The organism is Pigmentiphaga litoralis (assembly GCF_014651835.1).
Taxonomy (GTDB): Bacteria; Pseudomonadota; Gammaproteobacteria; order Burkholderiales; family Burkholderiaceae_B; genus Pigmentiphaga; species Pigmentiphaga litoralis.
The window spans coordinates 634,986-647,000 of record NZ_BMXQ01000002.1 but is presented as its reverse complement, the minus strand read 5'-3'; the positions used below and the strand labels follow the sequence as shown (position 1 = coordinate 647,000).

Below are 12,015 nucleotides of genomic sequence, written 5' to 3'. Positions count from 1 at the left end.
AGCCGCGGCACTGGATGGCCGCGTGCGGATAATCTGGCCGGCGCACACAAGGCGCCGGCCGTGCTGCGTCAGAACGGGTAGTGACGCGGGGTGGTCTGCAGGGTGATCCAGCGCAGTTCGGTGAACTCGTGGATGCCGGCCTTGCCGCCGAAGCGGCCGATGCCGCTGGCCTTCACGCCGCCGAATGGCATTTGCGCTTCGTCGTGCACGGTCGGGCCGTTGATGTGGCAGATGCCCGATTCAATGCGCTGCGCCACCAGCATGGCGCGCGACACATCGCGGCCGAACACGGCGGACGACAGGCCGTATTCCGTATCGTTGGCAGACGCAACGGCTTCGTCCACGCCGCTGACGCGCACCACGGCCTTGACCGGCCCGAAGGATTCTTCGGAATAGATCTTCATGTCGGCCGTGACATGGTCAAGGATGGTTGCAGGCATCAACGTGTTTTCGGCCTTGCCGCCGCACACCAGTTTTGCGCCCTTGGCCAGTGCATCATCGATCAGCGCGTTGCAGCGTTCGACCGTGCTCATGTCCACCACCGACCCCAGCACACCGGGGCCCTTGCGCGGATCCTGCAACGGCAGCGCGCTGGCCTTCGCCGCGAACTTGGCAACGAATTCATCGGCGATTGCGCGATCGACCACGATACGTTCGGTCGACATGCAGATCTGGCCCGAGTTGGCGAAGGCGCCGAATGCCGCGGCGTTGACGGCGGCGTCGATATCGGCATCGTCCAGCAGCACCAGCGGGGCCTTGCCGCCCAGTTCCAGCACCACCGGCTGCAGGTACTTGGCGCAGGTCATGGCAATGATCTTGCCGACGCGCGTCGAGCCCGTGAAGTTCACCCGGCGCACGGCAGGATGGGCCACCACGGCTTCGACCACGGCGCCCGCATCGGCGGGTGCGTTGGTGATGAAGTTGACGACGCCCTTGGGAAAGCCGGCTTCATCCAGCGCATCGACGATCAGGCCATGGGTGGCCGGGCAGATCTCGGATCCCTTGAACACGACGGTGTTGCCGCAAGCCAGCGGCACGGCCAGGGCGCGCACGCCCAGGATCACCGGGGCGTTCCAGGGGGCCATGCCGAGGACGACACCGGCGCCCTGGCGTACGGCCATGGCGACACTGCCCGGGACATCCGAAGGAATGATCTCGCCGCTGATCTGCGTGGTGAGCGCGGCGGCCTCAAGGAACATGCCGGCGGCCAGGTGCACATTGAAGCCGGACCACATGGCCGATGCGCCGGTCTCGGCAGCCATGGCGGCAATGAAGGCATCGGTCTTGGCTTCCAGCGCGGCGGCGGCTTTCATGAGCAGCGCGCGGCGCTCGCTCGGGCCGACATGGCGCCAGGTCTCGAAGGCGCGGGCGGCGGCATCGGCGGCACGCACGGCATCTTCCACCGTGGCGGCGGGCGCCTGGGTCGCGACTTCGCCATCGAGCGGGTTGCGCCGTTCGAACGTGGCGCCATTGCCGGCTGCCACACGGGCGCCGTCGATCAACATGGTGATTGCAGTCATCAGAGTTCTCCTTGTTATAGGGTGCGTGCGCGAGCGATCAGCCGACCTGGATGTCGACCAGGATCGGTTCGGGACTGGCCAGTGCCTCACGCAGCACGTCGTGCAGCGTGGCGGGATCTTCGACGCGCACACCGCGCATGGCATGCCCGCGGGCGAGCGCAACGAAGTCCAGGTCTGGCAAGGCCGTCCCGACCAGCGGGTCTTCGGGTTTGAAGCCGAAGGTGGATGCAAACTCCTGCAGTGCCGCATACCGCCGGTTGTTGATGATGATAAAGGTGATGGGCAGACGCAGACGCGCCGCGGTCCACAGGGCCTGGATCGAGTACATGGCCGACCCGTCGCCGATCAGCGCAATGATCTTCTTGTCGGGCTTGGCCAGCGCCACGCCGACGGCCGCCGGCATGCTGTGGCCCAGGCCGCCGCTGCACATGGTGTAGAAGGTTTCGCTGTGCAGCATGGGCAGGTAGCGGTGCATGACGGGCCGCGCGCTGGGTGACTCTTCAACGATGATCGAATGCGCATCGCGCACTTCGGCCAGCGTCTGCAACGCAAACGCGGCCGACATGACTGGCGTGGGTTCGGCGCGCGGCGCGGGAACGCGCAGCGGCGGCAAGTCGCGCTGCGATGGCTTGCACAGATCCAGCAGATCCCGCACGCCCGCGCGGATGTTGCCGACGGCCGACGTGCCGACCGGCGCCCAGGCAGCGATGGACGGATCGTCGATCAGTTGCACCAGCTCGGCGCCTTCGGGCAGATGCGGGCCAAAGCCTTCAACGTGATAGGTAAAGGCCGGCGCGCCCAGGGCGAACACCACATCATGACCGCTCAGCAGGCTGACGATCTTTTCGCGCATGGCGGGCAGAAAGCCGCTGAACAGGCGATGGTCTTCCGGGAAGCCGCAGCGGCCCGACATCGGCGCCACGAACACGGCGGCATTGTGACGCTCGGCCAGTTGCAGCACCTCGTCCCACGCGCCGCTGCGATCCACGGCGGCGCCGATGACAAAGGCGGGGCGCTGCGCGCCATCCAGCCGGGCGGCAATCGTTGCCAGCACGCCCGCATCGGGGCGGACCACGGAACTGACCACGCGCGCGGCGACCGGCTCGCAGGGGCGCGCCCAGTCATCGGCCGGGACCGACACCAGCACCGGGCCCTGCGGTTCCTGCATGGCGATGTAATACGCGCGCGCAATGGCCAGCGGCACGTCTTCGGCACGCGCCGGTTCGCAGCTCCACTTCACATAGGGCTTGGGCAGTTCGGTCGCCTGGTTGGAAAACAGGAAGGGGTCGAACGGCAGGATCGACCGCGCCTGCTGGCCCGCCGTGATGACCATGGGTGTGCGGTTCTTGTGCGCGGTAAAGATGTTGCCCATGGCGTTGCCGACACCGGCTGCCGAGTGCAGGTTCACGAACGCGGCATTGCGCTTGGCCTGCGCGTAGCCATCGGCCATGCCGACCACCACCGCTTCCTGCAGGCCGAGCACATACTCGAAGTCATCCGGAAAATCGAGGAACAGCGGCAGCTCGGTCGAACCCGGGTTGCCAAAAATCGTGGTCATGCCAAAGGCGCGCAGCAGATCCAGGACCGCTTCGCGGACGGTGGTCTGGGGGCTTGGGGATGTTGCTTCGGTGGCGCCGGTGGGGGTGCTGATGGGGGCGCGTGCGGACACGGGGGCAGTCGCAGTCAAGCGTGTCTCCTGAGGGTGAGTGGGCGTCGTCTGGCGACGATCTGTGCCCGCAGTATGGCGATCGGCCCCTTGCTTGAATATTGCCTTTTCGACCAAAAGTCATTACCGTTTTGCATGACTTTGGATATCCGACAGCTGGGCGCCTTCCTTTGCGTGGCGCACCACGGCACCCTGGGCCGCGCCGCCCAGACCCTCAACATCACGCAACCTGCCCTGAGCCGCACCATCAAGCGGCTGGAAGATCAGGTGGGCGCGCCGCTGTTCGAGCGCCACACCACCGGCATGGTGCTCACGCCTTTTGGCCATGCCCTGCTGCCGCATGCCAAGGTGCTGCAGCACGAAGCCGATCAGGCGACCGAAGAGATCGACGCCTTGCGGGGTCTGGCCAAGGGGACGATACGAGTCGGCGCGGTCGCCAGCGCGATCAGCCTGATCCTGCCCCTGGCCATTGCCCGCGTGCTGGCGCGCTGGCCCAACCTGCAGGTCCACATCGTGGAAGGCGTAGGCGACCTGCTGACCGACGCCCTGCTCAAGCACGAGATCGATCTGGCCATTGGCGTATCGCTGACCGAGAACGAGGCCATCTGCGCCATTCCCGATGCCGAATGGCACGACACCAGCGACGTCATTGCGGCGACCGGCCACCCCTTGCGTGAGCAGGGGGCGCTGCAGGTGACCGATCTGATCGGCCACAAGTGGGTCCTGCCACCCCAGGGCACTGCGCCCTTTGCTGAAGTCGTGGCGCTGTTTCGCGAGCAGGGCCTGCCCGGCCCGGACGTGGTGGTCGAGACGCGCTCGATCATCGCGATCAAGAGCCTGGTGACGCACGCCGGGTTTCTGAGCTGGATGCCCAGGCCCATGTACGACGCCGAGCGCCTGGCCGGGCTGGTGCAGGCACTGAGCGTGACAGGCTCGCCGCGCGATCGCCGGTTGATGGTGTTCCGGCGACGTCAGGGGGTCCTGTCGGGGCCGGCGGTGAAGCTGCTGGATGCGCTGCGGGAAGTGGCCGCCCAAGACTGATCACTGGGCCACACACGCCGCCGGATAACCCCCCGCCATCGTCTGACGCAAATGTTCGACAAAGCACTGCACGGCGCGAGGCACCTGATGGCTGCGGGGCCGCAGCGCATAGATGCGTTCGCCAAAGAAGCCATGGGCGCGCCAGGAGGGCAGGACGGCCACCAGGCGCCGTGAACCGTTGCCGCCACCGCTGCCCGCATTTCCCGGCGATACGCTGAAGTCCGGCAGCAGCCCGATGCCCAGGCCATCGAGCACGGCTTCGCGCAGCACTTCGCTGTTGTTCGCCTTCAAGGGGCCCGACACGGTGACGCTGACAGGCTCGACCGCCTTGCGCGCCGACGGGCGCGAGAAGGTCCAGGTGTCGGCGTGCCCGCCCAGGTAGAGCAGGCAGTCGTGCGCGGCCAGTTCGGTCGGATGGTCCGGTGTCCCGCGCCGCTTGAGGTAGGCGGGACTGGCGACGAGCAGGGATCGGGTATCCGACAGTACCCAGGCGACAAAGGTGTCGGGTGGGGTGCTGGTGTGGCGGATGGCCAGGTCGAAGCCTTCCTGCGCGAAGTTGACGAAGCGGTCTGTCAGTTCCAGCTCGACGGTGATGTCCGGAAAGCGTCGCAGGAAGTCGGCCAGGCGCGGGGCAATGTGTTGCCGGCCGAGGGCGACCGGGGCCGTGACGCGGACGACTCCGCGGGGAGAACCGGCCTGGTCCTGCACCGCGGTAAAGCTGTCGTCGATGCGGCCGAAGGCGGGGCGGGTGTCGTTGACCAGCTGCTGCCCGGCTTCGGTCAGGCTGACGGAACGGGTGGTGCGGCGGACCAGGGGCACACCGGCATGGCGTTCCAGGTCGCCGATGCGCATGCTGACGGACGCTTTGGAGATCGCCAGGCGCTGCGCCGTCTGCGTGAAGCTGCGGGTTTCGGCCAGCACGGTCAGCAGGTGCAGGTCGGCCACCAGGGTGGCGAGGGTGGCGGTTGACATGAGGGCGTTTCCTGGCGCGTTGACTGTTCATTTATTTGAACAATCAAATCAAGAATACCTGGATTATCAAAGTCCGGCGACCGTCCTACACTTGTTCTGCCCGGTGCCCAGCGCAGGCGCCCGCATCAACGACAAGGAAGCGTCATGAACATCTCTGCGAAGAACGATCCCGTGAACACGGTCGGACAGATTGCCCACTGGGTGTCGGGCCAGCCCTCGCCCGGCACCAGCGGCCGCACCGCGCCCGTGTTCAATCCGGCGACCGGCGCGCTGCGTGCCGAAGTCGCGATGGCCAATCCATCCGATGTGGATCACGCCGTGGCGTCTGCCCGCGCCGCCTTTCCGGCCTGGGCCGACACGCCGCCGATCCGCCGCGCGCGGGTCATGTTCAAGTTCGTGGAGTTGTTGAACGCGCACAAAGATGAGCTTGCTCATCTCATCACCGCCGAACACGGCAAGGTGTTTACCGACGCGCAGGGCGAAGTGGCCCGCGGGATCGACATTGCCGAGTTCGCTTGCGGCATTCCGCAATTGCTCAAGGGCGACTTTACCGACCAGGTATCCACGGGCATCGACAACTGGACGATGCGCCAGCCGCTGGGCGTGGTGGCAGGCATTACGCCGTTCAACTTCCCGGTGATGGTGCCGATGTGGATGTTCCCGGTCGCAATTGCGGCCGGCAACACCTTCGTGCTCAAGCCCAGCCCGACCGACCCGAGCGCATCGTTGATGCTGGCTGACCTGCTCAAGCGCGCCGGCCTGCCCGATGGCGTGTTCAACGTCGTGCAGGGCGACAAGGAATCGGTCGACGCACTGCTGGCGCACCCCGACGTGTCCGCCATCAGCTTCGTGGGCTCGACGCCGATCGCCAACTACATCTACGAGACCGGCGCGCGCAACGGCAAGCGGGTGCAGGCCCTGGGCGGCGCCAAGAACCACATGGTGGTCATGCCCGACGCCGATCTGGACCAGGCGGTGGACGCGCTGGTCGGCGCGGGCTACGGGTCGGCCGGCGAACGTTGCATGGCAATCAGCGTGGCGGTGCTGGTGGGCGATGTCGGCGCACGCCTGCTGCCCAAGCTGATCGAGCGTACCCGCTCGCTGAAGATCCTGAACGGCACGAACCTGGACGCCGAGATGGGCCCGATCGTGACGGCCGCCGCCAAGGCGCGCATCACGGGCTACATCGAACTGGGCGAACAGGAAGGCGCGACGCTACTGGTTGACGGCCGCAACTTTGATGGCAGCACGGCGGGCGACGGCTGCACCGACGGCTTCTGGCTGGGCGGCACGCTGTTCGACGAGGTCACGCCCGACATGCGTATCTACAAGGAAGAGATCTTTGGTCCGGTGCTGGCGTGCGTGCACGTCAAGGACCTGGCCGAAGCCGTCGCCTTGATCAACGCGCATGAATTCGGCAATGGCGTGAGCTGCTTCACGCGCGACGGCAACGTGGCGCGCGAGTTCGGCCGCCGCATCGAAGTCGGCATGGTCGGCATCAACGTGCCGATTCCGGTGCCAATGGCATGGCACGGCTTTGGCGGCTGGAAGCGGTCGCTGTTTGGCGACATGCATGCCTACGGCGAAGAAGGCGTGCGCTTCTACACACGCCAGAAGAGCATCATGCAGCGCTGGCCGGAAAGCATCGGCAAAGGCGCGGAATTCGTGATGCCGACGTCGAAGTAGCCCGTCAGGGAGCGCACGCGGCAGGGAGCACACGCGTCAGGTCCGGCACGGCGACGCCGGACGTCTGCTCGCCAGCCGATTCAGCGAACGGCCTGATTTTCGACAATGCTCCGCTCGATGGCATCGAGCAGTCGCATCGAGGGGATCACCGAGTGGATGTCGCTTTCGGGCGTGCTCTGGTTGCGCACCGCGTCGATGAACGCCCGGTCCTGCCGGTCGAACGCCGGTTCGGCATCCAGCGCGATCAGTTGGTCATCCGATCCGCGCAGCTCATCCCGCCAGACGCGGTAGGTGTCCTCTTCGCCGATGTAGCGATAGAAGCCGCCGAACGGTCCCTTGTTGTTGAAGGACATGGCCATCGTGAACAGCACGCCGGTGCGCGGCGACCGCATCACGATGCTCATGTCCATCGGCACGCCCAGTTCCGGATGATCCGGCCCTTGCTGGGCCTGCACGATAAAGTCCGGCTCATCCAGCAGCCAGACCGCCAGGTCCACCGAATGGCAGGCGTGATGCCACAGCAGGCTGTCCACCCACGTGCGCGGCTGGCCGAACATGTTCAGGTTTGTGCGGCGCAGGAAATACGTTTCGACCACCATGTGGTGCAACCTGAAACTGCCGTCGCGGATCCGGTCGCGGATCATGCGGTGCGGCGCGCCAAAGCGGCGGCTGTGGCAGACCATGAGCGGCACCCCCGACGCTTCTTGCGCCGCGGCCAGACGCAAGGTGTCGGGCAGGCTCAGCGCAGCCGGGATCTCGAGGAGCACGGGTTTGCCTTCCCCGATCACGCTCAGTGCATGCTCGGTGTGCAGGCCTGACGGCGTTGCCAGCACCACGGCATCCACATCCGGCCGCGCCACGCAGTCGGCCAGACTCGTCGAGTGAAAGGGAATGCCGTACTTGGCGGCAAACGCGGCGCCCTGCACCGGGTCGCCGACGGCCGCTGCCGTCAGCCGCACGCCCGGCATGGCGGCCAGCACCTTGGCATGCGTCTCGCCCATCGCGCCTTCGCCCGCAATGCAGATTCCCACGGTGGATGTCGTCATCGGTCACGTCCTCATCAGGGGGGTGGCAGCGCGCCGCTGCCTGATCGCGCCATGATAGGGGATCGCCCGTGCCCTGCCCATGTCAATGTCCCAATGTGACCGTGGCCGGGGTCATCCGGCTGACGCCGCGTCCGGCGAGCAGCGTGGCCCCAAGGCCGAACAGCGCCAAGGCCAGGAGCCACCAGGTGATACCGGCTGCCACCAGGGCGCCGGCGACCGGATGAGTACGCCGCTTGTCGCCCTGGCGACTGCGCGCTACCGTCGGGTCAGTGCCTTACTTACGGATCATCGTGCCCGCCCCTGCTATACCCGCACCCCTGCGATCCCGCCTTGCCGGCCTGCTGCCCGACGAGCGTTCCGCCGTGGCTGCCGGCTTCCTGCTGTTCTTCTGCCTGTTCGCCGGCTACTTCATGTTGCGGCCAGTGCGCGAAACCATGGGTATCACCGGCGGCGTGCAGCACCTGCAATGGTTGTTCACCGCAACTTTCGTTGTCATGCTGGTGGCCGTGCCGATCTACGGCGCGTTTGCCGCGCGGGTGCGCCGGGCGCGGCTGGTGCCGTGGCTGTACGCGGCGTTCATGGCGCAGCTGGCCGCGTTCGCAGCGGCCTTCCAGGTGGGCGCCGATAGCGTGGTGCTTGCCCGCGTCTTTTATGTGTGGGTGTCGGTCTACAACCTGTTCGTGGTGTCGGTGGCGTGGAGTTTCCTGGCCGATGTGTGCCAGCCGGGCCAGGCCCGCCGCCTGTTTGGCCCGATTGCCGCGGGCGCCAGCGTGGGCGGCCTGGTCGGCCCGGTCATGGGTGGACTGCTGGTGCGGGGTATCGGCTTTTCCGGCCTGTTGCTGCTGTCGGCAGTCCTGCTGGGCGCCAGCCTGGGCTGCGTTGCCTGGCTGCTGGGCTGGCGCACGCGCCACGGCGCCGCCGCAGACGGCGAGCCCGACAGCCCCGCGCGCGCCATGGGCGGCGCGTCGTGGGCCGGCTTGCTCAGCGTATTGCGTTCCCCCTATCTGCTCGGCATCAGCGCCTTCGTCATCTTGCTGGCCACGGCGAGCACCTTCCTGTATTTCGAGCAGGCGCGCCTGATCAGCGAACAGTTTCCCGATCGCGTGCGGCAGGCCGAGATCTTCAGCAGCATCGATGCGGTGGTGCAGGCGCTGACCATCCTGGTCCAGCTGGGCGTGACCGGCCGGCTGGCGCAGCGCTTCGGGGTGCGGGTGCTGCTTGCCGCCATCCCCTTGGCGATCGCGGTGGGCTTCGTCGCCCTGGCCGTCATGCCGATCTTCAGTGTGCTGGTGATCGTGATGATCGTGCGGCGCGTGGGCGAATACGCGCTGGTCCGGCCGGGGCGCGAGATGCTGTTTACCGTGGTCGATGCCGAGACCAAGTACAAGGCCAAGAACGTGATCGACACGGCCGTGTATCGGGCGGGTGATGCCGTCAGCGGGTGGGCCAAGGCCGGGATCGACGCGCTGGGCGCCGGTGCCGGACCGGCCGCGCTGGTGGGCGCTGTGCTGGCGCTGGTGTGGGCGGGGGTCGGGATCAGCCTTGGCAAGGCTTACAGTAAGCGGTTGCCGGAAGACACGCCAGACGCATGACCTGCAGCTGACGCCGCCCAACCAGGCGGAAGCGATTGCAGGCCAGGCCGTTCCGATGACGTCGAATGCAGCCCGATCGCTCGCACGAGCACAGAACTTTGCAGGCGAGGCATCGCCAGGACGGGCATGGCAGGCGAAGGCAGCTGCGGCGCGCGGCCGATCTGCATGCGGCCATCGAGCGCGGCGCAGCCCGGGCCAGGACGGACGTGGCACACGGCCATCGCCGGGAAAGCGTCAGGTAATCAATCCACCTTCAGGTTCGTGTCCTTCACCAGCTTGCTCCACTTGCCCGCTTCTTCCTTCAGGAAGGCGCCGAACTGCGCGGGCGAGATGGGCGTGGGTTCGGCCGCCATCTCAACGAACCGTGCCTGGATGGCGGGCTGCCCCAGCGCGTCGTTCAGCGCTTTGTTGAGGGTGGCAACGACCGGCGCCGGCGTCTTGGCCGGTGCGCACAGGCCCCACCACTGGATGGCGCTGAAGCCCGGAAAGCCTTGTTCCGCCACTGTCGGCACGTCGGGCGCGGCCGGGTCGCGGGCTTCGGACGCCACTGCCAGCGCGCGCAGCTTGCCACTCTTGATGTGCGGCAATGCTGTCGTCAGGCTGGGAAACATGGCGTCGACGCGTTCGGCCAGCAGGTCCTGCATGGCGGGCGCGGCGCCTTTGTACGGGATGTGGGTCAGGTCCACCTTGGCCTGGTTTTCCAGGTATTCCATGATCAGGTGGGTGGCGGACCCGGCGCCTGCCGACGAAAAGTTCAGGACGCCCGGTTTGGCGCGCGCCAGGGACAGGAAGTCCTGCAGGGTCTTGGCAGTCGAATCGCTGCTGACGACCAGCACATTCGACGTCTTGCCCATCATGCCCACCGGCGCAAAGTCGGCGATCGGGTCGTAGCTCAGTTTGAGGACTGCCGGATTGGTGCTGTGCGTGGCGACATAACACTGCACCAGGGTGTAGCCGTCGGGCTCGGCGCGCGCGACTTCGTTCGACGCGATGGACCCGGATCCGCCCGCCTTGTTCTCGACCACGATGGTCTTGCCCAGCGATTGCGACATCCTGTCGGCGACCATGCGCGCGACGGCATCGGCGCCGCCGCCGGGCGCGACCGGCACGATGAGCTTGATCGGCCGGTTGGGGAAGGGGCCGGTCTGGGCATGCGCGGCAAGGGGCGCGGCGATGTGGGCCGCGCCTGCCGCGAGCAGGCAGGCAGTGGTGCGGAGAAAACCCCTTCGATACGTGGTCATGGCGGCTATCCCCAATCTGATTGTTATGTCCGGGGATTGTCACCACCCTGCCGCGCGACTGATAGTCGGCACTTACCCGCGGTGGACCGCCATCTGACCCCACGGGCCTTTGTCCCACTCTGCCCGTGGTTTACAGGTCCAGATCCACCCAGATCGCCGCATGATCCGAGCCGGCATCTTCCGGACGGGTCAGTTCGGGGAAAGTCTCCCACTTTCGCGGCCGCACGCCAGGCCACATGCCCTGCCGCAGCACCCCGCCCAGCTGGACGGTGGCATACAGCGCGGGCGATAGCAGCAGGTAGTCGATCTTGTTCGAGGGCCCGCACGATCCATACGTGCCGGGATAGCCGCCGTCGTCGAAGGCCGGGTGCGTGAATGCGTCCTTGAGCGTGGTGCCGGTAATGAGCGGCGCAAGCGGCGCGCTGTCGGGCGTGTCGTTCAGGTCGCCGATCACCGCGATGTGCTCGACACCCTCTTCGAGCAGGCGGCGGTAGATCTCGCCGATCCGGGTGGCTTGGGCCTTGCGCCGCGCGTCGGACGCGGCCTTGCCGCCGTACCCTTTGCTTTTCAGATGGTTGACCATGACAACCATCCGCGCACCTTGCGGGGTCGCGATCTCGAATTCCGGACAGTCGCGCGAAAAGACCACTTCGCCGTTGGGCAGGCGATCATCGACGTGGCTGCGCATCGTGCCGATCAGAAAGCCTTCTCGCGTGAGCAGTCCGACGTCGATGCCGCGGTCGTCGTTTCCGTCGATCACCATGACCTGCCGGAAAGCGTCGCCGCCCGTGGCCGGCAGGACCTGCCCGTTAAAGGCCGACAGCACCGGCCGGTTTTCGGCTTCGACTACGCCCAGCACGTCGGCATTCAGGTCGTTGATCACACGAGCGGTGTTGCGCATGGCCTGTTCGTCGATGGGTTCGTCGCGCAGTTCCAGCGAACCGACCCAGTCCGCGCGGCCTTCGGCCACGATCTGCACGCCGCCTGCCTTCGGGCGTTTGAGCAGGCCACCGCGATTGCGGCGCAGGATCACGAACGGTCCGGTGTCGGACGCGGCCATGCCCAGGTCGACGATCAGCCTGGCCATTTTTGTCTTGTCGGACGGCCGGTAGCGTATCTGCCCCAGCAGGCGGTTCAGCGCGGCAAACTGCTCCAGCACGTCGCGGCCCTGCGCCCAGGTGCCCAGGTTCATGGCCTTGGCGCGATCGAACAGGTTTTCGACGTTGTAGACGGCAAGGCGCACAGCGTTCT

The 12,015-nt window shown here is 66.7% G+C and carries 9 protein-coding genes; 3 read left to right on the top strand and 6 right to left on the bottom strand.

The features are described from left to right. Positions 1 to 68 precede the first annotated feature (68 nt). The gene (locus tag IE116_RS21435) at positions 69 to 1,520 is read right to left on the bottom strand and encodes an aldehyde dehydrogenase (protein WP_189615263.1); all 1,452 of its coding nucleotides are present in this window, start codon (positions 1,518 to 1,520) and stop codon (positions 69 to 71) included. 37 nt (positions 1,521 to 1,557) lie between these two features. Further along, entirely contained in the window at positions 1,558 to 3,171 is a 1,614-nt protein-coding gene (gene mdlC, locus IE116_RS21430) for a benzoylformate decarboxylase (RefSeq protein ID WP_308428269.1), read from the bottom strand. A gap of 150 nt (positions 3,172 to 3,321) precedes the next feature. On the opposite strand from mdlC, the gene IE116_RS21425 reads away from it, so the two are divergent. After that, a complete protein-coding gene (locus IE116_RS21425) occupies positions 3,322 to 4,227 on the top strand; it encodes a LysR family transcriptional regulator (protein ID WP_189615261.1) in 906 nt (301 codons plus the stop codon). On the opposite strand, the gene IE116_RS21420 is transcribed toward IE116_RS21425, so the two are convergent. Continuing rightward, entirely contained in the window at positions 4,228 to 5,199 is a 972-nt protein-coding gene (locus IE116_RS21420; protein WP_189615260.1) for a LysR family transcriptional regulator, read from the bottom strand. It abuts the gene before it with no gap. A gap of 144 nt (positions 5,200 to 5,343) precedes the next feature. Between IE116_RS21420 and IE116_RS21415 the strand changes: the two genes are divergently transcribed. Next, positions 5,344 to 6,885, top strand: coding sequence for a CoA-acylating methylmalonate-semialdehyde dehydrogenase (locus IE116_RS21415; protein ID WP_189615259.1), 1,542 nt, complete (start codon positions 5,344 to 5,346; stop codon positions 6,883 to 6,885). Between the two features lie 80 nt (positions 6,886 to 6,965). Here IE116_RS21415 and IE116_RS21410 read toward each other — a convergent pair whose 3' ends face one another. After that, a complete protein-coding gene (locus IE116_RS21410) occupies positions 6,966 to 7,931 on the bottom strand; it encodes a Gfo/Idh/MocA family oxidoreductase (protein ID WP_189615258.1) in 966 nt (321 codons plus the stop codon). A 290-nt stretch (positions 7,932 to 8,221) separates the two neighbouring features. Here IE116_RS21410 and IE116_RS21405 point away from each other — a divergent pair, with 290 nt between their 5' ends. Next, positions 8,222 to 9,523: an NTP/NDP exchange transporter gene (locus tag IE116_RS21405; protein WP_373303076.1), complete on the top strand. Its 1,302-nt coding sequence runs from the start codon at positions 8,222 to 8,224 to the stop codon at positions 9,521 to 9,523. Positions 9,524 to 9,765: 242 nt separating this feature from the next. On the opposite strand, the gene IE116_RS21400 is transcribed toward IE116_RS21405, so the two are convergent. Together IE116_RS21400 and IE116_RS21395 are read right to left on the bottom strand one after the other, a co-directional pair. Further along, complete coding sequence (locus tag IE116_RS21400; protein WP_189615257.1) at positions 9,766 to 10,764, bottom strand: Bug family tripartite tricarboxylate transporter substrate binding protein; 999 nt, start codon at positions 10,762 to 10,764, stop codon at positions 9,766 to 9,768. Positions 10,765 to 10,894: 130 nt separating this feature from the next. Continuing rightward, a complete protein-coding gene (locus IE116_RS21395) occupies positions 10,895 to 12,007 on the bottom strand; it encodes an endonuclease/exonuclease/phosphatase family protein (protein WP_189615256.1) in 1,113 nt (370 codons plus the stop codon). Positions 12,008 to 12,015: the final 8 nt, after the last annotated feature.

Coding starts and splice junctions, on each gene's coding strand:
- IE116_RS21435 (WP_189615263.1), bottom strand. CDS start 1,520: ATGACTGCAATCACCATGTTGATCGACGGCGCCCGTGTGGCAGCCGGC.
- IE116_RS21425 (WP_189615261.1), top strand. CDS start 3,322: ATGACTTTGGATATCCGACAGCTGGGCGCCTTCCTTTGCGTGGCGCAC.
- IE116_RS21420 (WP_189615260.1), bottom strand. CDS start 5,199: ATGTCAACCGCCACCCTCGCCACCCTGGTGGCCGACCTGCACCTGCTG.
- IE116_RS21415 (WP_189615259.1), top strand. CDS start 5,344: ATGAACATCTCTGCGAAGAACGATCCCGTGAACACGGTCGGACAGATT.
- IE116_RS21410 (WP_189615258.1), bottom strand. CDS start 7,931: ATGACGACATCCACCGTGGGAATCTGCATTGCGGGCGAAGGCGCGATG.
- IE116_RS21400 (WP_189615257.1), bottom strand. CDS start 10,764: ATGACCACGTATCGAAGGGGTTTTCTCCGCACCACTGCCTGCCTGCTC.